Raw genomic sequence first — 24,863 nt, 5'->3', positions numbered from 1 at the left:
CCTCGCTAGTCTTCTACTTTCTCAAATAATAGCGCAATCCCTATCCCACCTCCAATTCCTAATGTAGCAACTCCATATTTCATAGACTCTCTTTGCGCCTGATAAAACAAACGTGTTACAAGCATAGATCCAGATGCACCGTACGGATGACCGAGCGCAATTGCACCACCATTTATATTTAATTTTTCGTAAGGAATTTGTAATTCATTTGCACAAGCTACAACTTTTGAAGCAAACGCTTCATTTATTTCAAAATAATCGATGTCCTCTACCTTTACATTCATTTCATTTAATAATTTATTCACCGCAAATATTGGACCCGTTCCCGGGAGATTAGGATCCACTCCAACCACAGCACTACGAACGAAACGAAGGACAGGTTTATAACCTAACTTTCGGGCTTGTCCCTCTTCCATTACAAGAACAGCACATGCCCCATCATTTACACCACATGAATTACCTGCCGTTACTGTACCATTTTTTAAAAATGCGGGCTTTGTTCTTTTAATGATTCGTTCATAATTCATTTCTAGCTTTATAGATTCATCTAATAATCCATTAAAAGACAATGTTTCATCATGTATATATCCTTTTTCTAACGCTTGCAGTGTCCGTTTATAACTAAGGCAAGCGTACTCGTCTTGCATTTCTCTCGTTATGTTATAACGCTCCGCAACATATTCAGCCGCTACTCCCATATTAGGATTTCCAATTGTTTCTGGTGAAAATCGCGCTCTATTTTGAAAAGGTGATGTACTTGTACTCTCTACTCCTCCTGCGATATAACAAGTACCTGCCCCGCCTTGAATGAAATGACATGCGGTGCGAATTGCTTCTAAACCAGCACCACATTGCCGATCAATCGTTACACCAGGAATATGATAGCCAAGTCCTGCCTCTAAAGCAGATAATCTTGCAACATTCCCTCCCGGCCCAACAACATTCCCTAATATAACATCGTCTATCTCTCTCTCAATTCCTTTACTTAAAAACGTAAGAAGCGGCGCTGCTAATTGCTGAACTTCATAATCTTTAAACATCCCATTCTTCTTACCAATGGGCGTCCTTTTCGCTTCTACAATAACCGCTCTATTCATATATCTTCTCCCGGTTTTTAATCATATTTTTTGCTGCAATACGAGCTATTTTCCCGCTATTTGTATAAGGTATTTCATCTACAAAATGCCATTCTTTCGGTATTTTAAACGAAGATAATCGTTGTAAGCAAAAACTCTTTAATTGTTGCTTTGTAGCACTTCCTTTTACGATCGCGACGGGCTTTTCACCCCAGTAACTATCTTTCACACCAATTACAACTATTTCATCAACAGCTGGGTGTTCATGTAATACACTTTCTATTTCTTCTGGGAAAATATTAATTCCTCCAAATAAAATCATATTCTTCTCTCTACCAACAATATATATAAAGCCTTCTTCATCTTCATAGCCTACATCTCGCACTGTCATCCAGCCTTCTGCATTCAACTCCCGTGTTAAAACCCCATCTATTATGTATCCCATAAAAAACTGATCACTTTTCACATAAACAGTTCCTATTTCACCTTTTTGTACTTCTTCGCCTGCTTCATTACATATTCGAATTTGCACATTATGACAAGGTTTTCCTACTGAATTTGGCCTTCTTTCGCTTTCTTCATCGACTAGTGCTGTTACAAAACTTAACTCTGATGCACCATAAAATTCATATCTTTTCGCATAAGGAAATATATTCTTTATTTTTTCTTTCGCTTCAGCTTCCCATTTCGCTCCTGACGAAATAATTTTCACTTTATTTTCTATTACTCTATTTTCTTTATATAAAGATTCAAGCATTGTCGGAACTGTATACATAACTGATATATTTTCAGTTTCTAACTTATCTAGTACTTGATTTGGAATGAACTTTCTCATAATGTACACCGTTTGTCCTACATATAATGCACTTATTGCCCCGTATAAGAAAAGAGAATGAACGAGCGTCCCAGCTATTAAAATCGAATCCTCTCTTTTCATATGAAAGTCATGTACATTACAATCAAAACTATGAACCCACGATTGTTGTACACGTAAAAATGCTTTTGCTGTTCCTGTTGATCCTGATGTAAATCCCATATAAAAAGGAGCATGTTGTACACTTTCTACAGTGGAATATGTAGGAAGATATTTCTCTATCATTCTTTTCCACCCATCAATTTCAATTACTCTTCCTTCTTCATCTAATAGATCATTTACCTTATATCGTTCTGTCACAATCATATCCGGATTACTGATTTCAATTCTTTCTCTGAGCTCATCTTGTTTCCACTTTATATCTAACGGAACACAAACCCACCCGGCCATAGCGGCACCAGAAAATAGTTGTAAAAACTCTATACGATTTTCTAATAGGATTGCTATTGTTTTATTCTTCGATTCTTTTTCATTTAACCAGTTTGCTACTTTACAAACTGACTCGAACCACTCTTTATATGTTAATACTCTATCATTTTCCTTTATCGCTATTTTATTTGGTTGTAAAGAAGCATGCTTTTTGTATTCTTTTGTAACACTCATATGAGACGTCCTTTCTTTACAAAAATAATAAAAAGAAACACGCAATTAACGTGTTTCTTCCCTTTATCATCCCGCATTTGTATATTTTCCATTCTTTAAAGCGGGCGTAATAATATGTTTCAATGAACGATGTAATTTTGTTACGAGAACTGCCGCAATAATTGCTTTTATACAATCCCCTGGTAAAAACACAGCACTCACTTTCATTGTCTCCCATACAGAAACATCCATTAAGAACGCTTGTACAGTAATACCAAATACATAAACTAGGAAAATACCACCAATTATATTAATACATAATACTTTTATAATAGAAACTTCACGTAAACGCTCAATTAAATAACCAATAACAAACGCCCCAATGATGTAACCAAGTAAATATCCTGCACTTGGTCCAACAAATACACTAAGGCCACCGCGTCCACCAGCAAGCAATGGTGCTCCAACTCCTACAATAAGTAAGAAAATAAGCTGACTTAACGCACCTAGACGTGATCCTAATAATCCACCCGCAAGCATAACACCGAGTGATTGCAATGTAATTGGAACTGGTGTAATAGAAAGAGCAATCGGAGGTATTAACCCTAACACTCCCATAATAGAACTAAATAAAGCGACGAAAACTAAGTTTTTTGTATTCATATTTGCTTCTCCTATTTGTAAACTTGAAATTCATTTTAGATAACATATCACAAAAATTATATTATCTTTCCACTCCTCTTTTGTCAACCGTTAATGTATTAGAGTTTACAAATAGAAGTTCACTTATTTCTCTCTATGCAAATGCTCCAGTTCTTTCCGAAGCGCCTGTTTTAAAAACTTCCCAACAGATGTTTTCGGTATTTCTTCCATAAAGACAATATCGTCTGGCAACCACCACTTCGCAAACTGTGGTTTTAAAAACTCATATATTTCTTCTTTTGTAACCGTACTATTTTTCTTTTGAACAACGCAGGCAATTGGTCGCTCTTGCCACTGAGGATGAGGAACTGCAACGACAGCCGCTTCAAATATAGCATTATGTGCCATTAAAGCATTTTCAAGATCGACCGAAGAAATCCATTCTCCCCCGCTTTTAATAACATCCTTCGTACGGTCAACAATTTTCACGCAACCTTCCTCATCCACTGTGACAACATCACCAGTATATAACCATCCATCGCGAAAACCTTCGACAGTACGATCATCGTTATAATAGCTTTCAGCGATCCAAGGTGCTCGTAAACATAATTCTCCCATCTCAGTACCATCCCACTTCACTTCACCATTTGTACCGACTACTTTCATCTCGACACCAGGTACAAGATATCCTTGTTTGGAGCGAATTTCTAGTTGCTCTTCATACGATAATTCCGTTTCATAACTTTTTAAACGTGCAAGTGTTACGAGTGGACTCGTTTCAGTCATACCATATGCATGTATGAACGGAACATTATGTTTCTGTTCATATGCTTTAATAACACTTTTCGGCGCCGCTGCACCTCCGCATAGTATTCTCGTCATACTAGATAAATCGTAACTATGATTTTCTAACTCTTGTAATACGCCGAGCCAAATTGTCGGCACACCCGCAGCTAACGTCACTTTTTCTGATTGAATCATCTCTAATAAAATTTTTGGAGTAAACATCGGTCCAGGAAGAACTTGTTTTGATCCAAACCAAGTAGCCGCAAAAGGAAGTCCCCAAGCGTTCACATGAAACATCGGGACGATTGCCATTGCTGCATCACTTTCCGATAAAGCAGCTGTATCAGCTAAACCGAGTGCCATACAGTGTAATACAGTACTACGATGCGTATATACAACACCTTTTGGATTTCCTGTAGTCGCTGACGTATAACACATACCAGCAGGTGTATTTTCATCAATATCTGTTACAAATTGGAAATTCGGATCACCTTCTTCTAATAGCTTTTCATAATGATATACAGGCTTCAGCGCCGTATTTGGGAGTTCATCTTTATCAGTCATAATAATGTAAGCTTGTACAGTTGATAATTGTGATTGAATATTTTCAACAAGTGGTACGAGATCTTCATCTATAAGTAGAATTCGATCTTCTGCGTGCTGAATAATGTATGAAATATGTTGAGGAGATAAACGAATATTAATTGTGTGCAAAACAGAAGCAATACCTGGAATAGCAAAATACGCTTCCACATGCCGATGATGGTTCCATGCTAACGTTCCTACACGTTCACCTTCTTTAATTCCAAGCTTTTTCAACGCACTGGAAAGTCTTCTCGTTCTTTCCCCTAACTGCTTATACGTTAACGTTGTAACTGTATCATGTGTCCGTGAAACAATTTCTTTCTTCGAAAACAGTTTCTCTGCTCTTTCCATCATAGAACTAATTGTTAGCGGTACATTCATCATCATATTGGTTATGTCCCCCTTTAAAACGTTTTCATTTTTTCGTTTATTATAACAGACTTCTACAAATAATTACGACATTTTTCTGTATTTTCTGAATTATTTCTTTGGAAATAATTCAGAACGATAAAAAACATGTTTTGAATACATTGATTCGAAACATGTTTTTTATTTTTTATAAACTATCTACCTTTTTCCTTACTTTCTTTTTCAATTTAAAAATAAAACGATTACTGTATTCCTTATTTTCTACTAAAATCCGATACGTCTCTAACACCCCTAACACACGAACAAAAAGATAAAATCCGATAGCAATAAGTACAACACAATAAGGATAATACTGTACGAGTTCTCCCGAAGTGATTCGTTTTTTCTCAAATAAAAACGGTATCGCTCCTGCTGCAATAAAACAAAATCCAACGATCACTACTGCCGCATACTTCTTCTTAATAGTCGCATATCTTTTGGTCAATTCTTTTAGAAAGTTTTGATCAAATAGTAGTTCTTCTTTTTTCAATACATTGTATCGACTCTCTTCTATCGTTACAGGTGCCATCATTGCTCCGATCCCAAGTACTGCAATGATAATGACAAGAAACGTAGACATTGTTGCATTTTCTTTAAATAATAAGTACGGTATTGTAGATAAAATAAGCAAGCTAAATCCTAATGCAATATATTTAGAAATTTTTTGTCCATACACTACATACCCTTCTGCCATTTCCTTACTTACATAATAACCATTTTCCTTTTCGTTACTTTGCTCAGCAGTTTCTTTTAATAAATAGTCAAGTGATACTTCAAATACATTTCCAATCATTATTAACTTTTCAGTTTCAGGAAAACCTTGACCGTTTTCCCATTTACTAACCGCTTGCCTTGTTGTGTTTAATTTCTCGGCTAATGCTTCTTGAGAAAGACCCTTTTCTTTTCTTAATTTAAAAAGCTTCTCACCAAATCCCATATGTGTATCCCCCTTTGTTTTCTTAACTAAATTGTATGTAAACATTCCCCTTATCTCTATCTTCCTGCGGTTGCACTTTGTCAACTTACGGTTGCGATTGTGTTATATAGTGGTTTTGTATACGATTTAGCTATTATTCTTCTATGATTATGGCGTTAATAAACCACCCTCTCCTAATAACCAATTATAACAATTTAAGGTAATTATTGTTATAAAAAATCAAAAAACTCCTTTATTCATTTAAAGGAGTTTTAAATATGAAATATTCCAAGAGGAGCTGTTTTTTCTTCCTCCTATTGCCTCACAATTTCTTCTATATATTTTTATGTGTCATATAACGAACTATGTACAGTATATGTTTTCATCTCTTTATCTGAGGCATACTCATATATATGTAAAATATTACTCTTATTAACTACCCTAATAAAACCACTACTCAATAATCATAACGGCTTCTGCTTAAACTTTTCATAATGTCGTACTTTTAATGAAAGGATATTTCCGCAGTCTGTACAAATATAAGCATCCACCGGTGAAGATGTGAACATCGTTTCCTTTTTCCGTATTTGTGCATATCCGACAAACTCACCTTCTCCTATGTTTTGAGAACCACAATGAGAGCATGTCTGCACGGCTTTTTGTTTCATGAGAGCACCACCTTTAATCTGTTTCTACTCCCTTCGACAGTTCAATTCCATTTCCCTTCCAAAAAACTTCTTATTCTCCTACATTACAACAGGAATCTCAAAACAAAAATCGTATATATACTATGAAATATATTTATTAACGGAGGAATTTTATGACTACTGTTATGACACTCGATATAGCAACAGAAATTGAAAATGCAGAAATTGATATGCTCTCTTCTAGATTAGAGGGACTACAAGCAATGAGTGGAAATCCAATGCAAGTGCAAATGAAAAAGTTCGGTAGTGCCACTGCCTTTTCATCAAAAATAATTGCCGGTCCTGCTTTTAATACGGTAAAAGGTATTACAAATGCAGATGCGATTGATGCAATCATTTCTTATTATGAATCACTACAAATCCCTTGTCGTTTTGAAATTACCCCAGCACAAGGTACAACTGAATTATTTCAATACTTATCTCAAAAAGGTTTTTACCAATCTAGCTTCCATACTGCTTTGTATAGTATACCGAGAGAGGATTCATCACTTCTTCCTTCTAATATTACAATACGAAAATTAAAAGAAAATGAATTTGATATTTTTGCAGACATATATGTACGTGGATTTAATATGCCCTCCTTTACAAAAGATGCTGTTCGCCAAAATAACGAAATTCTTTACAATGAACCAGGATGGCATTTTTTCATAGCTGCAGTTCAAAATATCCCTGCTGGTATTGGTGTCCTGTATATAAATAAAGGTGTCGCATCATTAGCTGCTTCTGCTACTTTGCCAGAATTTCAGCGTAAAGGCTGTCACACTGCATTAATTCAAAGACGAATTAAGACAGCTATTGAATCCAATTGTACTTTAATAGTTGGACAAGCAAGGTTCGGTAGCGGCAGTCAAAATAATATGGAACGTGCCCATATGAAAATCGCTTATACGAAATCGATATGGACTGCAAAAGACATATAATTTACTTTCTTTCTCCTTCCGTTACATTTTTAAACATTTTATGACAATTCCTTTTCTATCCCGTTAATCATTTGAATATTCAAACTAAATTTGTTACGCTATTACTAGATACATCATTCAACTTGCAATATGAAAAGAAAATTCTAATCAAACTACAAGGAGGAGAAATGTATGACTAAGCACGAACACGGTTTAAAAGAAAAAGTAGAAGGTGCCATCGATAAGGTAAAGGGCGAAGTAAAAGAAGTTGTCGGGAAAGTAACTGACAATAAGAAGTTACAAGCTGAAGGAAAATGGGATAAGGTGAAAGGCACCGCTAAAGATACAGTTGGTAATGTAAAAGAAAAAGTACATGAATATAAAGAACACAAGAAAGAAAAATAAAAAAAGAGCCCATCGGCTCTTTTTTTATTTTCCTTCATTCTTCTCTAGCACGTATAAATCTTCTTCGATATTCGTTAATTTCTCACTTACAAGCTTTCTTGCATCTCCAATTGCTTGATTGTATGCAAATGGTCCAACTAATTTAATCATTTCTTCTATTAAACGCTCTGCTTGGAAACGTCCAATTTCATCTAAATCTTCTTCCATGAAAAATTGCTGAATTTGCGCTACAAGCTCTTCTTTTTTATCATTTGGTATTTTTATATTCATCATCGCTGTTACTCCTCTATATTTAAGATAATATCTTCCTTAACTCTACCATAGAAAAACGATTACCAGGACAGCTTTTTGTAACTCCTTCTAACTCTCTATGACCTAGTATATTTTCTTTCTTTATAGCAAATTGCTTCATAAACATTTTGCATAAAGAATATAATGCATTCACTTGTGCAGGAGTGGGATCGTATTTATCGAAATTTCCCGTCATACATATTCCAATTGTATGACGGTTATGGTCTTTCGCGTGCGCTCCAATATGTAAACCTCGCCCTTCCACTACTGTTCCGTCCTTTTCGATAAAATAGTTGTAACCAATCCCGCTCCACCCTTTTACAGTTTGATGAAATTCATGCGTTTTATACACGTCCCATCCATCTTCAGCTGTATGGTGAATAATCAGTTTATTTACTTTTTCTAAAGGAACTAATTCATCTTGAAATGTTAGATTGACACATTTAATTTCCATTTGAACTGCCTCCTCTTAAAAATCAATCATAATAATCGTTTTATCATCTGGCCTTATTCTTTTTTCGCCTTCTAGCTCTTCAATGATTGCTACATATTCGTTTATACTATTCTTTCTTATATATGCAACGGTTTGTTCTAATGACCAATCTGGGTGAAATAACCCGTCTGAACAAATAAAAATTCCACTCACTTCATCTGTATGTAATTCACCATGTTGTAAATAATGTATCGCTTCTTTCATTCCATTTGCAACTGAATAACCATTTGGCATATTTGCAAGATAACGATTGTATTTTAACTGTTCTCGAACATCTTGAAAAACATATTCTTCTGGTACAGATAACCCTTTTTTACGATCTTCTTCCCTCTTCTTTTTTGCTCGTTTACTAATTCCTTCAACTGTGTCTTTCGTTAATACTTGCATCGTTCCATTTTGAAAAGTTGCGACAATCATACAGTCCCCAAGCTGCGCATATTCAATTTTCTCACCAACTATTTGGACTGCCGCGATACATGTGCACCACAAATGCTCTTTTTTTCTCGTGTCTACTTCATATTCTAACATTTTGCTTTGCAATGCTTCATTTGCTTTGGCAACTGCAAATTGTAAACTATGATTCTCTCGTAATGCAGTAAAATAACTTGCAAATAAATGCGAAGCGATGTATGCTCCATTATGTCCCTTTTCATCACGAAACGGGACAAGTGGTGTTGCACCGTCACATACACCATAAATCTTATTTTCTTTATTACAAAAATAAGAATCCTCACATTCTTGCTTCAACGGGCTTTTCTGTTGATATGTTTTTATCTTCACAACTGTATCCCCTTTCAAATAATAAAATACTCAAATTCTTTTGATTAATCTAATTTACCTAAATAAACTGTTTTCACCCAAAACTTTCAATATCATATATAATCTTGAAATAATATGAATTTTTCAGTGAAGGACGGGAAAGAAATGGTCAGATTCCTTGGTGTTATTATCGGTTCTATTATTATTGCGGTTGCCTTTAATCTTTTCCTTATCCCCCACAAAATTTTAAGTAGTGGAATTGGCGGAATTGCTATTATTTTAGGGATTGTAACCCCTGTAAACACAGGCATTATTAACTTTGTATTAAACTTACCTATCCTTATTTTAGGGTACATAGGTCTTGGAAAAAAAGTAATTTTTAACACAGTTGTCTCTGTAGTTGTATTATCTGTTGCATTATACTACGTTCCAGTAAAAGTCGTAGCAACAGATCCATTGTTATCTTCTATCTTCGGAGGTGTCATCGCCGGAGCTGGTATCGGTCTTGTTTTTAACTGTAATGGATCCACTGGTGGATTTGATATTATCGGTATGCTTTTATCCCGCAAGCGAGACATTAAACTTGGCGGATTCCTTATTGTTTTAAATACAGTCGTTGTAATAATCGCAGGATTCTTCTTCACCTGGGATGTTGCACTTACAAGCTTACTTTCAATTTATGTAACTGGTAAAGTAATTGATGCTGTTCATACAAAACATCGTAAAGTTACACTTATGATTGTAACAAATGAAGCAGAAAAAATGAAAAAACAACTTCTTTCAACTGTTGTACGTGGAATAACGTTACTTGATGGCGAAGGTGCTTATTCAAGCGAGAAAAAGCGTGTACTTATGACGGTCGTTTCTCGTGAAGAATTAGCAAGTATGAAACTAACAATTTCTGAAATCGACCCGAATGCATTCGTTAATATTACAGAAACTGTAGAAGTGTTAGGACTTTTCAGAAGAAGTTAAAGACTAGGTGGGAATCCACCTAGTCTTTATTTTGCATAAATTCAATTCGGTTTCCAAATGGATCTGACACGTAAAATCGAATTACATCTGGCCGTGCATAATCATCAATCACTTTAACACCTTGCTCTATAAGTGTTTGCTTAAATTCATTAATTTCATTCACATAAAAAGCTGGATGAGCCTTTTTAGCTGGTGTAAAGTTCCGCTCGACACCAATATGGATTTCTTGATTTCCGCATTTAAACCAACATCCACCTCGTTTTTTCAACTCTTCTGGCTTTGGAATTTCTTCCATACCAATCGTATTCCCATAAAAATCACGCGCCTCTTCTTCACACCCTACAGGTGCAGCTACTTGCACGTGATCAATCCCTTGAATATAATTTTTCATTTTCTCTCCCCCTCCTCTACCCTAATGTTATACGGAAAACAGCCGTCTGTAACTTACAAAAGGTTTATAAAACAATATAAGCTCCCCTTATTACCATCCTGCATTCACCTTGCAAAAAATAAAAAAACAAAATTTATTCTATAACTTCCATTTTTTATAGAAATACACATTACATCTATATTATAGTTATGAATAGACAAATCTTTTTAGATGCTATTTGTACGGAGGAACTATTATGAGTCGTAAAAAATATTCACCAACTCAAAAAAAACGTCATCCGAACATTTCTAGACGTTTGCGAAACCATATACAAGATCGTTCATTAACAGAAATGTACGCATCTCTGTTCGAACACAATCCTGATAGTATTATTTCATTAAATTTAGAAGGAGTTATTCTACATATAAATCCTTCTGCCGAAAGAATATTAGGTTACACTTCTTTAGAATTAGAACAGAAAAATATTACCTCTATTTTAGAAGCCCATATTTCTGAGCAAGTATTACAAAATATAAAGAATACTGAAGCGGATAATCAACAAGAGTATATCTTATCTATTTATCATAAAAATGGATTCTTATTAGATGTTGTGACAAAACTAGTTCCTATTTTTGTTCAAAATCGTCTTACTGGCGTATATGCTATTATGAAGCCGCTTGAAAAATCAGAAAGAATTGAGAATATGCTAAAAGAAAGTGAGAAGAGATTACGTACATTAGTAAACTCCATGCCTGCGTTTGTTATTTTTAAAGATCATGAAGGGCGCTGGCTTGAGGCAAATGATTACGCACTTTCTTGCTTCAATTTCCATCATGTACCTTACCACGGGAAAAAAGATAGCGAACTCATTCAATATAATGAAGCATACCGAGAAGCTTTTTTACATTGTGAAGAAATCGATGAACTAGCATGGCAACAAAGACAAATTCTTCATGGCGAGGAATTTATTATACATAGAGATGATTTCGATCTAATCTTAAGTATATCAAAAGTTCCGCTTTATCATCCTGATGGTTCTCGCAAAGGTCTTATCGTGATGGGGAGAGATGTTACTGAGCTAAAAGAAACTGAAAAGTTACTACGAAAATCAGAGAAGCTCGCAGTAGTCGGACAACTGACAGCTGGAATTGCCCATGAAATTCGAAATCCACTCACTTCTCTAAAAGGTTTTCTAACGTTGCTCCTCCCTGAAATAAGTGAGGAGCAGAAATGGTATATCGATGTTATGTTAAGTGAGATTTCACAAATGGAATCCATCACGAGTCAATTTATGGCGATGTCTAAGCCACAAGTATTATCTATCCAAACTTGTAACATACAAACTTTAATTGAAGAGGTAGTTACATTTATTTTACCGACTGCAATTATGCATAGCGTTCATATCATCATGGATCATTTTGATTACGTATATGATATTCAATGTGACGGTAACCAATTAAAACAAGTGTTTATAAACATATTAAAAAATGCGATAGAAGCAATGCCAAATGGCGGAAATATTTTCATCCAAACAAAACCATTAGAGGATAATTTCATCTTAATACGAATTATCGATGAAGGTTGCGGCATTCCTGAAGATCGTATCTCCCGTCTAGGCGAACCTTTTTATAGTTTAAAAGAAAAAGGCACAGGACTAGGATTAATGATGTGTTACAAAATAATTGAAGAACATCATGGTAGATTACACATTTCAAGCGAATTAAATAAAGGTACGATTGTTGATATTGAGCTACCACTTTCTTCATCTCATCTTGCAATCCAGTCTTAAATAAAAAAGAAGCATCTGCTAATCGTTAGCAGATGCTTCTTTTTTTAAAATGCTTTGTCATACCACTCTTTTGCTTTTTCTACTTCACCCATTGTTAATTGATGCCCTCGATTTTCCCAATGCATTGTTACATTTGCATTTGCATTTTCTAATAATACCTTCAATTCCTCTGACTCTGCTGATGAACAAATTGGGTCATTTGTCCCAGCAGCAATAAACACAGATTTCCCTGCTAAATTTGCTAATTGCATTCCTCTTCTAGGTACCATTGGGTGATGAAGCACAGCACCTTTTAATGCATTCTCGTAATGGAATAATAAGCTTGCTGCGATATTTGCTCCATTCGAATAACCGATAGCTACAATGTTGTTTCTATCAAATTCATATTCTTTAGCCGCTTCATCTAAAAATTCATTTAATTCCTTCGTACGGAAAATTAAATCCTCTTCATCAAAAATGCCCTCTGCTAATCGGCGGAAGAAACGCGGCATCCCATTCTCTAACACATTTCCCCTAACGCTTAATACCGCCGATTCCGGATCAATTATTTCTGCAAGTGGTAGTAAATCTAATTCATTACCACCTGTGCCATGAAGTAATAACAACACTGGTTTTGACGTATCTTTTCCTTTTTGAAAAACATGTTTCATCATAATCCTTTTCCCCTTTCAATCACTTTAATCTAAATTTCTCACTTCAAATGGTAAAAGCGTTTGTTCAATCTGTTTTCTATGTTGTTCATATTGTTCCGGTAACTTTAATTCCTCACCCATCGTCTCTAACGATTCATCATGAGCGAAACCAGGAGGATCTGTTGCAATTTCAAATAAGATTTCACCATGTTCTCTAAAATAAATCGCGTTAAAATAATTTCGGTCTTGTACAGGAGTTACGTGATATCCAAAACGAGACACATGGTCTTTCCAGTCTAGTTGATCTGCGTCGTCACTCGCTCTCCAAGCAATATGATGAACTGTGCCAACACCCATTTGGCCACGACCAATTGTTGATAATTTCAAATCAATAATATTTCCAATGTCAGCAGAAGAACGGAATCGAACAAATTCACCCTCTTCTCCAATTTTCTCAAGACCCATAATATGTTCTAACAATTCAGCTGTTTTTTGAGGCTGTGCAGATAAAAGAACAGCACCTCCAAACCCTTTAATTGCTACTTCTGGTGTAACTTCTCCAAAACTCCAATTATTTAATTCGCCTTCTTCTCTTTCAACTAATTCTATATGCAAACCATGCGGATCATCAAATTCTAAATACCGCTCTCCAAAACGAGTCATTTTTGTATACGAAACATCGAATTTTTCTAGTCTATTTTCCCAAAACTCCATTGCACCTTTTGGTACAACGTAAGACGTAATTCCTACTTGACCGTCGCCAATAATACCTTGACGAGCACCTGCCCATGGGAAAAACGTAATAATTGTTCCGGGCTTTCCTCCTTCATTTCCAAAATAAAGATGGTACGTACCTGGATCATCAAAATTCACTGTTTGTTTCACTAAACGTAACCCTAATACACCAGCATAAAAATCTACATTTTCTTGTGGATGCCCTACAATCGCTGTAATGTGATGGATTCCTATTGTTTTCTTTTCCATTTCTTCCACTCCTTTTTTATTTCATTATAAAAATTCTTTTACATTTAAATTCATTATTCATTTTGTCCATGCTACAAAGTAAAATCCGTCATTATAATTTTATCTCGAATTCGAGATATCGATTATAAAATTACGTATTAGTGTCTAACCTATAGAAATCATCTCGAATTCGAGATAATCTACAAAAAAATATTTGTTCAATCTATAATTATAATAAACCTTGATTTAGAATGTTATTTATCTCGAACTCAAGATTTATTATAAGTTACTTATTTTTTATTGTCAATAAGTCCTTACTTTCATTTTACATGTAAAAAGAGTAAACGCTATTCATCGTTTACTCTTTTTGCAAATCATTTCATTTCTTCTTTCAGTACTGCTTCCATCTCATTAAATTCACGATGAACTGCCTTAACGGGTTCTTTCGTTAATAAACTTACAACGATAACAGTTAATAAACTACAGAAGAATCCAGGTACCATTTCATACATAATTGCTTTTAAACTTGGAATTTGTACCCATGCTATAACAACTACTGCACCAAAAATCATACCTGCAAGAACACCCCATTTATTCGTCCTTTTCCAATATAAACTTAATAAAATGGCTGGTCCGAATGCTGAACCAAATCCAGCCCAAGCATAACCTACAAGTGTTAAAATTGTATCACTTGGATGATACGCTAAAACAACTGCGATCATAGCTACTACTAATACTGACAATCTACCGATAAATACAAGTTCTTTGTCACTTGCATTACGACGGAAAAATGTTTTATAGAAGTCTTCCGTTACTGCACTTGAAATAACAAGTAATTGTGAGGAAATACTACTCATAATCGAAGCCAAAATAGCTGATAATAAAAATCCTGTAATGTACGGATGGAATAAAATATTGGAGAATGTTACAAAGACCATTTCTGGGTCTTGCAATGTCGCATTATTTTTAGCATAATAAGCGATACCAATTAGACCAGTAAGCATTGCACCTATAATTGAAATTGTCATCCAACCGATACCGATTCTACGAGAAGTCTTTAAATCTTTAATAGAGGTGATTGCCATAAAACGGACAATAATATGCGGTTGACCAAAATACCCAAGTCCCCATGCTAAAAATGAAATAATGCCAAGTATTGTGGTCCCTTTAAACATATCTAAATGCGATGCATCGACTTGTTTAATCGTATTAAATGTTTCTGTTACACCACCGACATCCGTAAAAGCAACAATTGGCACTAGTACAAGCGCAATAAACATAATACAACCTTGTACAAAGTCCGTCCAGCTTACGGCTAGAAAGCCACCGAATAGTGTATACGCAACAACGACACCCACTGTTACAAATAAACCAATTTTATAATTCAGGTTGAAAGAATTTTCAAACAAACGTCCACCTGAAACTAAACCAGCCGACGCATAAAATGTGAAAAATACTAAAATGACGATAGCGGAGACAAAACGAAGTATTTTCGTACGATCTTTAAACCGATTCTCTAAAAAGTCTGGAATCGTAATTGAATCATTTGCCACTTCTGTATACGTTCGTAAACGTGGGGCAATGATTAAATAGTTTGCATAAGCACCTATTAATAAACCTATCGCAATCCATACACTTGATAATCCTGTTGCATACATCGCACCAGGTAATCCCATTAGCATCCACCCACTCATGTCAGAAGCACCAGCTGATAAAGCTGTAACTGCTGGACCGAGTCCCCTTCCACCTAACATATAATCTGATAAATCGGATGTCTTCTTATAAGACCAATATCCGATATACAACATACCTGCCATATAAATAGCAAGCGAAACCATAATTTCAATCTTCACCAAATCTCTCCCTTATTCCATAAGCCATTCAAAATTTCGAAAAATGACTTTTTCTATTTTCTTGTTTTCGCTTATGGTTCCCTACCTTAACAAACATTTTTTGTTCTTTCAAGTGAACGAGCACTTTTCATTACATGTGAAAACCTTTATAAACGCCTTTATCGCAGTGGATTACAATGATTTTTCAAGAAATTAAAGCAATAATATTCAGAAAATTAAACAGTGTTTTTTCACACCTTATTTTCATTCGTTTACCCGATAAATTTCAAAAGAAAAAGCCATACAAATGTATGACTTTTAGCTTATTGACGTCTCAATTTTCGCTTTCTCTACATATACTTTACGAAATTTCATATAGCATCCAATACGCCAAGGTACTATATAACAAACCGCAAGAGTATAGAAAAGAATGCCGATTGACTTTGGATCTAAACCTTGTAAATGTCTTCTAAAATAAGCACGTAAAAGAACGATAACTAAAAATGTAGCAATAAAAGCGATACTTTTTTTTGCATAAATTTGACCATCTTCTCTGACTTCATACCCACTTAAAATAATAAGTGGAATTGACAATAACAGTCCGATCCCAGCAGCTATACCAATTTGCCAATCAGCAAGTTGTATCGGTGCAGCATATAAAGAAAAACCTGGTAATAAGAAAAATAATGGCAATAGTAGTCGTCTTCCTTTATTATTAATTGGTCGATTCATAGAGCGCATGCGTCTAAATATAACGAGCCCTATGACGAGTAAAAAAATTGTAATACTGTAAGAACCTTGCTGCAAGTGAATCTCTCCCTAAAAATAGTCATTTTTAAAATACTTCCCTATTATACTCCTAATTTTTCCAAAAATATGATTATTCCTTTAAAAAATCTTACATATCAAATATACTTTTAGGTTTGATTTACTATAGGAAACAATTCCGAAAGAGGAACTACTCTCCCCACCTCATCTTTAAACACAATATGCTCTCTCATTAAATGGCGCGGGCTCTTCACTCCGGCTGCCGCTGCTAATGAAAATAAACTATATCTCATACTAATAATATAATTCATGACTCGCCACTTCTTCTCATACGGATCTAACGCTTTTTGATAATGCGGATTCGTCGTAGCTACACCAGATGGACATTGGCCAGAATTACATTGAAGAGCCATAATACAGCCGCTTGCCATCATAAATCCGCGGGCTGAACTTACAGCATCCGCTCCAATCGCTAAAGCGATCGCCACTTTATCTGGTGTGATTAATTTACCCGATGCAAATACTTTAAACTTGTTACGCACACCATAATAATTTGCTGTATCGATAAATGTAAGTAATGCTGGAATAAGTGGCAGTCCCATACAATCTGCCATCGATTTATACGTTGCCCCTGATCCGCCTTCTGAACCGTCTATTGTAATAAAATCTGGGTAAATGTTTAGTTCTTTCATTGTTTTTATTAAATCTTCCAAAGGCTCCTGCTGACCAATTACAATTTTCATTCCAACTGGTTTACCCCCGCTTTCTTGCAACTGTTGAATAAAACAAAGTGTATCCGCTGCATTCTTTAAAAATGAAAATCGATTCGGTGAATTAATCGTCTCTCCCTTTCTGACGTTGCGAACAGAAGCAATTTTCTCATTTACTTTTTGTCCCTCTAGATGACCACCACGTATTTTAGCACCTTGCCCAAATTTCAATTCGAATGCTCTAATATTACTTTCTTTCGCTTTCTCCATGAATTTTCCCATTGAAAAATTACCGTCCTCATCACGGTATCCAAATAACCCTGGACCAATTTGCGCAACGATATTCGCTCCTGTATGTAAATGTTCTGGAATAACGCCACCTTCACCAGTATTAATCCACGATCCGCCTGCCATTTTTGCTCCAAAACCACTCGCTAAAATATAATTTTCTCCAATCGCGCCGTAAGAAGTCGCAGATGCACCAAACATGCCATGTAGCTTCCACGGATATTTACGGTTCTCACCGACTATAATTGCATCTTCTTCTTCATACAGCCAAAGATTCGTTGTATCCGCTGTCAATTTTTCTCTTCTTGAAAATAACCCTTCTTTATGAATCACGTACTTTTTACCTTCCCGCTCTTGCGTGAGATTCACACTTAATTCCTCAGTTAATATTGGAAATAATGTATTAGCAATATAATAGCCAGAAGATTCAAAATCTCGTTTCGATCCAAAACCAAGTATTTCAGAGCGATATTTCGCTAAAAACATAACACTTTGAAAATCATAACGTGAGAAAGGCTTTCCATCCGTATCATGATCAAACCAATATTGTCGAAATTCAGGCCCTATCTTTTCCAGTAAGTAGCGCATTCTTCCTAAGTACGGATGTAACTTTAAAATAGAATGATGTGTTCGTTTTTTTATAAAAAATGTAATGATAAAAAAGACGATTAAAAGCAACATTAAAAATAGTAATATACTAATAATAACGAGTAGCGTTTCACTCATCCCGCTTCCCCCTATGAAATCCCATAATAAAAGGAAAACACTCGATGTGCTCTCCTTTTATCTTTATTCATACTAACGTAGCAAGATGCTCTTTCGCGTCATATTCAACTAAACTTTCAGCATGTTTAATTCGATGAACAAAGTCTGGATTAGCAATTAACGGTCTGCCAAATGCCACTACATCAATCGTTCCTTCTTGCAACGCTTCTTCGGCCTCTTTCGGATTTAAATTACCAACCCCTACAATCGTACCATCCCAATATTTTCTTACTAGTTGATGAAAATTCTTTCCGTCAGCAATCTCTTGCGTATAGTTCATCGTTGAAGGATGTATCATCGTTAATCCAACTTCTTTGAACATATTTACGAACGTTTCAATTGCAAGCTCAGGGTTTTCCCACATATAAGCAGGATTATCACCTTTGAAAGCAGAGAAACGAAGAAGTGTTTTATTAGCTCCAACAGCTTCTATTACAGCCGCCGTTACTTCTTTCATAAACGTTAACCTTTGTTTTAAATTACCGCCATATTTATCTGTTCGCTTATTCGCAAACTCATACGTAAATTGATCGATTAAATATCCGTGTGCACCGTGAATTTCTACTCCATCAAATCCAGCTTCGATCGCATTTTTCGCAGCTTGTGCGTATTGACCGATCACTTCTTGTATTTCTTCTAACGTCATTGCTTCTGGCGTATCAAACGGTTTACGAAAACGTGGAACATTTCCCTCTGCAGCGATAGCAGATGGTGCTTGCGGCATTTGACCACCAATTATTTCATGATGACTCATACGCCCAACATGCCATATTTGAGCAATAATCGTCCCGCCTTCTTTATGTACTGCCTCTGTAACAGGTTTCCAAGAATTGATTTGTTCTTGTGTATAAATACCTGGTACTCCTGGGTTCCCTTTTGCTCTCGGACTAATGACAATTCCTTCTGTAATAATTAGTCCAATTCCATCCGCAGCACGTTTTCTGTAGTATTCCACTACATCAGCGCCAACTACTCCAGTCTCATTATCTGCAAAGCATCTTGTCATCGGTGCCATTGCTATACGATTACGAAGAGACCAAGCTCCAATTTGAATTGGATCAAACAACTTTGTTTCTTCAACGTTTTCAAAAGATCCACCAGCGTTTACATTTGTTCCTTCATAAATACTCGCTGCTTTATTACTTGAACTTGTCATCTTTTTTCCCCCTAAAAAATCTTACTATAATCGCATCATACTTACTTTTAGATAGTAACGTCAATTTTTACGACTTTACAATAAAACATTCGAATATCAAAAAAATAAAATGCTATAAATAATATTAAAAAGGTTTCCTTAGAAGGAAACCTTTTTTGTTGAACATATATGGCTGTCAATTCATTTATCTCTTTAATATAAAAAATACCTTATCAATAGAAGTGAATATGGTTCAGTATTCTTCTAAAAATAATAACTTATATACCTAAAACAATGAAAGCCCTACCTCTCTTTCATCCTTACGGCTCCTCGTCCGTGCCAGTGTGAATCAGGATTGCAAAGATCAAGTAACTATTTTATCGAAGTATTCAATTAAACTTCGAACATTCATAAATGAAATTTAAAAATAAAAATGGATTTGATTGTAGTAATAACAATAGAGGTAATGCTCTAAAAGTGGTGTGAAAGAGTTGAATGTCTTTGAAATGATAAATTTTCTATAATTATGTTCCCAAAAAATTCAAGATCTTTTTTGGGATATAATACATTATTTGTAATGAACCTTAACAAAAGCTTTTTATCTGATTTTCTGTGATACCTTCAATTAATCCCAGTTCACTAATCAAAAATTCATATGCGTTATCTAACATCTTCTTTTCGCTTGCATTAAGTGCTTTTTCTTTCTGTATACGCATTAAATCACGCACAACTTCAGCACCTTCTTGCATTTTACCCGTCTTTATTTTATCAGTGTTCAATTTATACCTTTGTTTCCACGTAAGTAATCTATCTGATTCCCCATGTTGAAAAATATGCATTATGTGTGCTAATGCGGTTATATCCGTAACTGGTCGTATATTCGAATTCAATATTCTCCCTGCTGGAATCATTAGTTCCATATTACTAGCCGACATTTTTATAACATAATACTGTTGTTTTTCTCCTGAGACTTCCTTCTCTTCTATGGCTTTAATTATACCTGCTCCCTGCATTGGATAAACAATGTTATCGCCAATTTGAAACAAATAATCCACCTCCATATATGGTAACCTTCTCAAGCTTAACATACTTTTAGTTTTTTAGCAAAATTTTTATTTTATCATAAAATTATTTTACACGTCAATACTTCAGAAGCAAGAAATTAAATTTACATAATACACTATAAAAACCCGCAATTTTATTAACGGTTCCACAAACATCCATTCTCTTTTAACATAAAAACACATCACTACATTTGAGTAGTAATGTGTTTTTGATAAGGCATAGATAAAGATCTACTTTTCCGTCTATATACTAACCTGCTTACTAACTATTTCCCTCGCTAAAAGAAAACTCATAATCACTTGCGCTGCTACTCTACTCGTCATATCCCTGAAATCAAGAGTTGGATCAATCTCTACTATATCCATCCCTTGAACGAGCGGTTCTTTACCAAGGAATTCAATCGCATCTAGTAAAGTCGTACTATCCATTCCACCAGGCCCAATTGCTGGACAACCTGGTGCAAACGCTTGGTCTAGTACATCCATATCAAGAGAAATATAAATAGAAGTCACACCTTGTTTTCTTAATACTTCAATACTTTCCGTGATAATATCTTTTATTTCTCGCTCTCGTACGTCTTTCATTGTATACACTGTTACGCCATGCTCTATTGCATATTCATGGTACGCACGTGCGTTAGAAAAATTACGAATTCCAATTTGAACAAGTTGTTTTCCTGTAATGACATCATTTTCTAGTAAACTACGGAATGGTGTACCATTTGACGGGCCTCCATCATCTAAATTACGTAAATCATGATGAGCATCAAATTGAATAATCCCGACCTTTCCTTTACTGTTTGCAAAGCCTGTTATACTCGGAAAACTAATCGAGTGGTCACCACCAAGAACGATTGGTATGATGTTCGGATTTACTTTCGTTACATGACCAACTGTTTTCGCAATTCGGTTATGACTTTCTTTTATATCCGTCACATGCATCGTAATATCGCCGCAATCATATAAGACACTTTCTTTCATATCGTGTTCTTCTGTAATTGCATATGTGCTGTATGCATCTAACATCGCACGAATTGTTTTTGGAGCAAAACTTGCTCCTGAATGACTAATAGATGGTTTAGAAAGGGGTGCTCCAATTAAGGCAGCACCGAATATTTCTACGCCTTCCTCCCAATCTTTAATCATCTCACTCCATTTTGTCACTTCACGATCAATAAACTTTGCATTTTTCTTTAAATAGTGGCCGTGCTCCACGATTGTTCACCTCTTGTATATGCAATATTACCATTCTTCCATACTGTATTCACATGACTTACGCCGTAATGATACGGTACGTAAGCATAATTGTAAGCATCCCATAAAACTAAATCTGCCTTACGACCAACTCTAATTTTCCCAGCTACATCACCACGGTTAATGGCATATGATGAGTTAACCGTTACGGCATTCCACACTTCTTCTGGTGTCATTTTCAGTTTTAGCATCGCAATGCTCATAATAAGCTGAATATTTTCAGTTGGACAGCTACCTGGGTTAAAGTCTGTAGCTAACGCAACTGCAACACCTTCATCAATCATTTTACGACCACGAGCAAAGCTTTCTTTATTTAAATAGAAAGTTGTTCCTGGTAATAACGTTGCTACTGTATTCGAATTTGCAAGCATTTCAATCCCTTTATCAGAAGCGCCAACTAAATGGTCCGCTGATGCTGCACCAATTTCTGCCGCTGCTTCCGCACCACCAAGAGGGTCGATTTCATCTGCATGAATTTTCACATCAAAGCCAAGCTCTTTCGCTTTTAATAAAAACTCTTTTGACTCTTCGACAGAGAACACACCTGTTTCACAGAAAATATCAACGAACTCCGCTAATTGCTTCTCTTTCATTTCTGGTAGTAGGTCTAACATCCATTGTAAAAATTCTTTCGATCTACCTTTATATTCTTTCGGAACTGCATGAGCACCTAAAAATGTGGAAACTAAATCAATCGGATGCTCTTTTTGTAATTGTGCAGTTGCCTCTAATTGTTTCCATTCCGTCTCATCATCTAATCCGTAACCGCTCTTCGCTTCTACAGTAGTAACTCCGAAAGATAGCATACGGTCTAAATGGAATTTCGCTTTTTGAACAAGCTCTTCCTTCGACGCCTGTTTCGTTGCATTTACAGTTGAAAGAATACCTCCACCTTGTTCTAAAATTTCTAAGTACGGAACTCCTTGTAATTTTAGTGCGATTTCATTTTCGCGAGATCCACCAAATACAAGATGAGTATGCGGGTCGACAAGACCAGGAGAAACCATTTTTCCGCCGCAATCAATAACTTCTTTCGCCTGAAGTCCTTTCGCTTCTTCCGCTGTTCCAACGAAAGTGATTACATCATTTTCAATTCCAACCACACCGTTTTCGATAACAGGAAGCGTGTTCATCGCTTCCCGTCTTAACAAGCCATCTTCTTGATCCATTGTTAGTAATTGACCGATATTTATTAGTAAAGTGTCCAGCATGTTTTCTCCCCCTTATTTCATCATTGGAATGTTAACGCCTTTTTCTTTCGCAGTTTCCACTGCTAAGTCATACCCTGCATCAACGTGACGAACAACACCCATACCAGGGTCAGAAGTTAATACGCGCTCAATACGTTTTGCTGCTGCTTCTGTTCCATCTGCAACAATAACCATTCCAGCGTGAAGTGAATAACCCATACCAACGCCGCCACCGTGGTGAACAGATACCCAACTCGCACCGTTTACACTATTAATTAATGCATTTAAAATTGGCCAGTCTGCTACTGCATCACTACCGTCTTTCATCGCCTCTGTTTCACGGTTTGGAGATGCTACTGAACCGCAATCTAAATGGTCACGACCAATAACGATTGGTGCTGATAATTCACCATTTGCCACCATTTCATTAATGATGCGGCCAAACTTCGCACGCTCACCGTAACCTAACCAACAAATACGTGATGGAAGCCCTTGGAACTCCACTTGTTGACGCGCCATACGAATCCAGTTACATAAATGCTCATTGTCAGCGAATTCTCGTAAAATTACTTCATCTGTTTTATAAATATCTTCTGGATCACCAGAAAGAGCTACCCAGCGGAATGGTCCTTTTCCTTCACAGAATAATGGACGAATAAATGCTGGAACAAATCCCGGGAAATCGAAAGCATTTTTCAAACCTTCATCAAAAGCAACTTGTCGAATATTATTTCCATAATCAAATGTAATTGCGCCTTTTTCTTGCATCGCAAGCATTGCTTCTACGTGCTTTGTCATGCTTTCTTTTGATAATTGTACGTAACGTTCTGGGTCTTCTTCACGAAGTTTCGCTGCCTCATCTAACGTATAACCTACTGGAATATAACCGTTTAATGGATCATGAGCAGATGTTTGGTCCGTAACTAAGTCAGGGATAATATTACGATTTACTAACTCAGGTAAAATTTCTGCTGCATTACCTAATAATCCAATTGAAATAGGCTCTTTCTTCTCTTTATACTCGTTTGCAATAGCCAATGCTTCTTCTAATGATTCTGTATACTTATCACAATATCTCTTTTCAATACGACGATCGATGCTGCGCTTATCTACATCAATAGCAATGACAACACCGCCATTCATCGTTACAGCAAGAGGTTGTGCACCACCCATACCACCTAAACCAGCAGTAAGTGTTAATGTACCTTTTAATGAACCATCGAAATGTTGACGAGCTGCCTCACCAAATGTTTCATATGTTCCTTGTAGAATCCCTTGTGTTCCAATGTAAATCCAGCTACCAGCTGTCATTTGTCCGTACATCATAAGTCCTTTTTTCTCTAGTTCTCGGAAGTGATCCCAATTCGCCCATTTTGGTACTAAGTTTGAGTTCGCTAATAGAACGCGCGGCGCATCTTCATGCGATTTAAAAATTGCTACTGGTTTTCCTGATTGAACAAGTAACGTTTCATCGCTTTCTAACGTTTTTAATGAATCTACGATTGCATTGTAGCTTTCCCAGTTACGAGCTGCACGGCCAATTCCGCCATATACAACTAATTCTTCTGGTTTTTCAGCTACCTCAGGATCTAAATTGTTCATTAACATTCGAAGTGCTGCTTCTTGCACCCAACCTTTTGTTTGTAACTCTGTACCTCTTGGCGCGCGAATTGTTTGTTGTACTTTTTCCATTTCAATCTCTCCC

General features: G+C 35.9%; 24 protein-coding genes. 4 read left to right on the top strand and 20 right to left on the bottom strand.

What is annotated here, in order from left to right; translation table 11 throughout:
- Window positions 1–5: 5 nt before the first annotated feature.
- The 6 genes from MR170_RS04890 to MR170_RS04865 form a co-directional block, all read right to left on the bottom strand.
- Entirely contained in the window at window positions 6–1,097 is a 1,092-nt protein-coding gene (locus MR170_RS04890; protein ID WP_242307415.1) for an acetyl-CoA C-acyltransferase, read from the bottom strand.
- Window positions 1,090–2,553 carry an acyl-CoA synthetase gene (locus MR170_RS04885; protein ID WP_242307414.1) on the bottom strand — a complete coding sequence of 488 codons (1,464 nt, stop codon included), beginning with the start codon at window positions 2,551–2,553 and terminating at the stop codon, window positions 1,090–1,092. The genes MR170_RS04890 and MR170_RS04885 overlap by 8 nt, the downstream gene beginning before the upstream one ends.
- Window positions 2,554–2,619: 66 nt before the next feature.
- Complete coding sequence (locus tag MR170_RS04880) at window positions 2,620–3,195, bottom strand: biotin transporter BioY (RefSeq protein ID WP_242307411.1); 576 nt, start codon at window positions 3,193–3,195, stop codon at window positions 2,620–2,622.
- A 123-nt stretch (window positions 3,196–3,318) separates the two neighbouring features.
- A complete protein-coding gene (locus tag MR170_RS04875) occupies window positions 3,319–4,932 on the bottom strand; it encodes a long-chain fatty acid--CoA ligase (RefSeq protein WP_242307410.1) in 1,614 nt (537 codons plus the stop codon).
- 169 nt (window positions 4,933–5,101) lie between these two features.
- Complete coding sequence (locus tag MR170_RS04870; RefSeq protein ID WP_346749463.1) at window positions 5,102–5,890, bottom strand: helix-turn-helix domain-containing protein; 789 nt, start codon at window positions 5,888–5,890, stop codon at window positions 5,102–5,104.
- Window positions 5,891–6,333: 443 nt separating this feature from the next.
- Complete coding sequence (locus tag MR170_RS04865; RefSeq protein WP_075719524.1) at window positions 6,334–6,537, bottom strand: hypothetical protein; 204 nt, start codon at window positions 6,535–6,537, stop codon at window positions 6,334–6,336.
- Window positions 6,538–6,689: 152 nt separating this feature from the next.
- Between MR170_RS04865 and MR170_RS04860 the strand changes: the two genes are divergently transcribed.
- Both MR170_RS04860 and MR170_RS04855 read left to right on the top strand, forming a co-directional pair.
- The gene (locus MR170_RS04860) at window positions 6,690–7,496 is read left to right on the top strand and encodes a GNAT family N-acetyltransferase (RefSeq protein ID WP_242307407.1); all 807 of its coding nucleotides are present in this window, start codon (window positions 6,690–6,692) and stop codon (window positions 7,494–7,496) included.
- Between the two features lie 171 nt (window positions 7,497–7,667).
- Entirely contained in the window at window positions 7,668–7,880 is a 213-nt protein-coding gene (locus MR170_RS04855; RefSeq protein ID WP_000160425.1) for a CsbD family protein, read from the top strand.
- Between the two features lie 24 nt (window positions 7,881–7,904).
- On the opposite strand, the gene MR170_RS04850 is transcribed toward MR170_RS04855, so the two are convergent.
- From MR170_RS04850 to MR170_RS04840, 3 genes are read right to left on the bottom strand one after another with little or no spacing between them, the layout of a single operon-like run.
- Window positions 7,905–8,153 carry a DUF2164 domain-containing protein gene (locus MR170_RS04850; protein WP_000981064.1) on the bottom strand — a complete coding sequence of 83 codons (249 nt, stop codon included), beginning with the start codon at window positions 8,151–8,153 and terminating at the stop codon, window positions 7,905–7,907.
- Window positions 8,154–8,172: 19 nt separating this feature from the next.
- A complete protein-coding gene (locus MR170_RS04845) occupies window positions 8,173–8,625 on the bottom strand; it encodes a peptidoglycan recognition protein family protein (protein ID WP_029443046.1) in 453 nt (150 codons plus the stop codon).
- Between the two features lie 15 nt (window positions 8,626–8,640).
- Entirely contained in the window at window positions 8,641–9,462 is an 822-nt protein-coding gene (locus tag MR170_RS04840) for a protein phosphatase 2C domain-containing protein (protein ID WP_242307406.1), read from the bottom strand.
- A 126-nt stretch (window positions 9,463–9,588) separates the two neighbouring features.
- Between MR170_RS04840 and MR170_RS04835 the strand changes: the two genes are divergently transcribed.
- Window positions 9,589–10,398 carry a YitT family protein gene (locus MR170_RS04835; protein WP_000251348.1) on the top strand — a complete coding sequence of 270 codons (810 nt, stop codon included), beginning with the start codon at window positions 9,589–9,591 and terminating at the stop codon, window positions 10,396–10,398.
- A gap of 19 nt (window positions 10,399–10,417) precedes the next feature.
- Here MR170_RS04835 and MR170_RS04830 read toward each other — a convergent pair whose 3' ends face one another.
- Window positions 10,418–10,789, bottom strand: a complete 372-nt coding sequence (locus tag MR170_RS04830) for a VOC family protein (protein ID WP_000800772.1) — start codon at window positions 10,787–10,789, stop codon at window positions 10,418–10,420.
- 235 nt (window positions 10,790–11,024) lie between these two features.
- Here MR170_RS04830 and MR170_RS04825 point away from each other — a divergent pair, with 235 nt between their 5' ends.
- A complete protein-coding gene (locus tag MR170_RS04825; RefSeq protein ID WP_000087652.1) occupies window positions 11,025–12,557 on the top strand; it encodes a BA3702 family sensor histidine kinase in 1,533 nt (510 codons plus the stop codon).
- Between the two features lie 44 nt (window positions 12,558–12,601).
- On the opposite strand, the gene MR170_RS04820 is transcribed toward MR170_RS04825, so the two are convergent.
- The 10 genes from MR170_RS04820 to hutU all read right to left on the bottom strand — a co-directional run bounded on the left by MR170_RS04820 (window position 12,602) and on the right by hutU (window position 24,850).
- Window positions 12,602–13,210 (bottom strand): alpha/beta hydrolase, encoded by a 609-nt coding sequence (locus MR170_RS04820; protein WP_043315358.1) that lies wholly within the window; start codon window positions 13,208–13,210, stop codon window positions 12,602–12,604.
- Window positions 13,211–13,234: 24 nt separating this feature from the next.
- Window positions 13,235–14,173 carry a ring-cleaving dioxygenase gene (locus MR170_RS04815; RefSeq protein WP_242307403.1) on the bottom strand — a complete coding sequence of 313 codons (939 nt, stop codon included), beginning with the start codon at window positions 14,171–14,173 and terminating at the stop codon, window positions 13,235–13,237.
- Window positions 14,174–14,526: 353 nt separating this feature from the next.
- Window positions 14,527–16,005, bottom strand: a complete 1,479-nt coding sequence (putP, locus tag MR170_RS04810) for a sodium/proline symporter PutP (RefSeq protein WP_242307402.1) — start codon at window positions 16,003–16,005, stop codon at window positions 14,527–14,529.
- A 297-nt stretch (window positions 16,006–16,302) separates the two neighbouring features.
- On the bottom strand, window positions 16,303–16,791 hold the full coding sequence (locus MR170_RS04805; protein WP_043936438.1) for a cytochrome c biogenesis protein CcdC: 489 nt from the start codon (window positions 16,789–16,791) through the stop codon (window positions 16,303–16,305).
- A 110-nt stretch (window positions 16,792–16,901) separates the two neighbouring features.
- Entirely contained in the window at window positions 16,902–18,476 is a 1,575-nt protein-coding gene (locus MR170_RS04800) for a glutamate synthase-related protein (RefSeq protein ID WP_242307396.1), read from the bottom strand.
- A 67-nt stretch (window positions 18,477–18,543) separates the two neighbouring features.
- The gene (locus MR170_RS04795) at window positions 18,544–19,671 is read right to left on the bottom strand and encodes an alkene reductase (RefSeq protein ID WP_043936440.1); all 1,128 of its coding nucleotides are present in this window, start codon (window positions 19,669–19,671) and stop codon (window positions 18,544–18,546) included.
- A gap of 563 nt (window positions 19,672–20,234) precedes the next feature.
- The gene (locus MR170_RS04790) at window positions 20,235–20,696 is read right to left on the bottom strand and encodes a CarD family transcriptional regulator (RefSeq protein WP_172452095.1); all 462 of its coding nucleotides are present in this window, start codon (window positions 20,694–20,696) and stop codon (window positions 20,235–20,237) included.
- A gap of 261 nt (window positions 20,697–20,957) precedes the next feature.
- A complete protein-coding gene (hutG, locus tag MR170_RS04785; protein WP_043936441.1) occupies window positions 20,958–21,929 on the bottom strand; it encodes a formimidoylglutamase in 972 nt (323 codons plus the stop codon).
- Window positions 21,908–23,179: an imidazolonepropionase gene (gene hutI / locus MR170_RS04780; protein WP_000887549.1), complete on the bottom strand. Its 1,272-nt coding sequence runs from the start codon at window positions 23,177–23,179 to the stop codon at window positions 21,908–21,910. The genes hutG and hutI overlap by 22 nt, the downstream gene beginning before the upstream one ends.
- Window positions 23,180–23,191: 12 nt before the next feature.
- Complete coding sequence (gene hutU, locus MR170_RS04775) at window positions 23,192–24,850, bottom strand: urocanate hydratase (protein ID WP_242307393.1); 1,659 nt, start codon at window positions 24,848–24,850, stop codon at window positions 23,192–23,194.
- Window positions 24,851–24,863: the final 13 nt, after the last annotated feature.

It is taken from the genome of Bacillus cereus group sp. BfR-BA-01524 (genome assembly GCF_022662595.1).
GTDB lineage: Bacteria > Bacillota > Bacilli > Bacillales > Bacillaceae_G > Bacillus_A > Bacillus_A thuringiensis_S.
This window is presented reverse-complemented; position numbering and strand designations above follow the sequence as displayed.

Coding starts and splice junctions, on each gene's coding strand:
- MR170_RS04890 (WP_242307415.1), bottom strand. CDS start 1,097: ATGAATAGAGCGGTTATTGTAGAAGCGAAAAGGACGCCCATTGGTAAG.
- MR170_RS04885 (WP_242307414.1), bottom strand. CDS start 2,553: ATGAGTGTTACAAAAGAATACAAAAAGCATGCTTCTTTACAACCAAAT.
- MR170_RS04880 (WP_242307411.1), bottom strand. CDS start 3,195: ATGAATACAAAAAACTTAGTTTTCGTCGCTTTATTTAGTTCTATTATG.
- MR170_RS04875 (WP_242307410.1), bottom strand. CDS start 4,932: ATGATGATGAATGTACCGCTAACAATTAGTTCTATGATGGAAAGAGCA.
- MR170_RS04870 (WP_346749463.1), bottom strand. CDS start 5,890: ATGGGATTTGGTGAGAAGCTTTTTAAATTAAGAAAAGAAAAGGGTCTT.
- MR170_RS04865 (WP_075719524.1), bottom strand. CDS start 6,537: ATGAAACAAAAAGCCGTGCAGACATGCTCTCATTGTGGTTCTCAAAAC.
- MR170_RS04860 (WP_242307407.1), top strand. CDS start 6,690: ATGACTACTGTTATGACACTCGATATAGCAACAGAAATTGAAAATGCA.
- MR170_RS04855 (WP_000160425.1), top strand. CDS start 7,668: ATGACTAAGCACGAACACGGTTTAAAAGAAAAAGTAGAAGGTGCCATC.
- MR170_RS04850 (WP_000981064.1), bottom strand. CDS start 8,153: ATGATGAATATAAAAATACCAAATGATAAAAAAGAAGAGCTTGTAGCG.
- MR170_RS04845 (WP_029443046.1), bottom strand. CDS start 8,625: ATGGAAATTAAATGTGTCAATCTAACATTTCAAGATGAATTAGTTCCT.
- MR170_RS04835 (WP_000251348.1), top strand. CDS start 9,589: ATGGTCAGATTCCTTGGTGTTATTATCGGTTCTATTATTATTGCGGTT.
- MR170_RS04830 (WP_000800772.1), bottom strand. CDS start 10,789: ATGAAAAATTATATTCAAGGGATTGATCACGTGCAAGTAGCTGCACCT.
- MR170_RS04825 (WP_000087652.1), top strand. CDS start 11,025: ATGAGTCGTAAAAAATATTCACCAACTCAAAAAAAACGTCATCCGAAC.
- MR170_RS04820 (WP_043315358.1), bottom strand. CDS start 13,210: ATGATGAAACATGTTTTTCAAAAAGGAAAAGATACGTCAAAACCAGTG.
- MR170_RS04815 (WP_242307403.1), bottom strand. CDS start 14,173: ATGGAAAAGAAAACAATAGGAATCCATCACATTACAGCGATTGTAGGG.
- MR170_RS04800 (WP_242307396.1), bottom strand. CDS start 18,476: ATGAGTGAAACGCTACTCGTTATTATTAGTATATTACTATTTTTAATG.
- MR170_RS04795 (WP_043936440.1), bottom strand. CDS start 19,671: ATGACAAGTTCAAGTAATAAAGCAGCGAGTATTTATGAAGGAACAAAT.
- hutI (WP_000887549.1), bottom strand. CDS start 23,179: ATGCTGGACACTTTACTAATAAATATCGGTCAATTACTAACAATGGAT.
- hutU (WP_242307393.1), bottom strand. CDS start 24,850: ATGGAAAAAGTACAACAAACAATTCGCGCGCCAAGAGGTACAGAGTTA.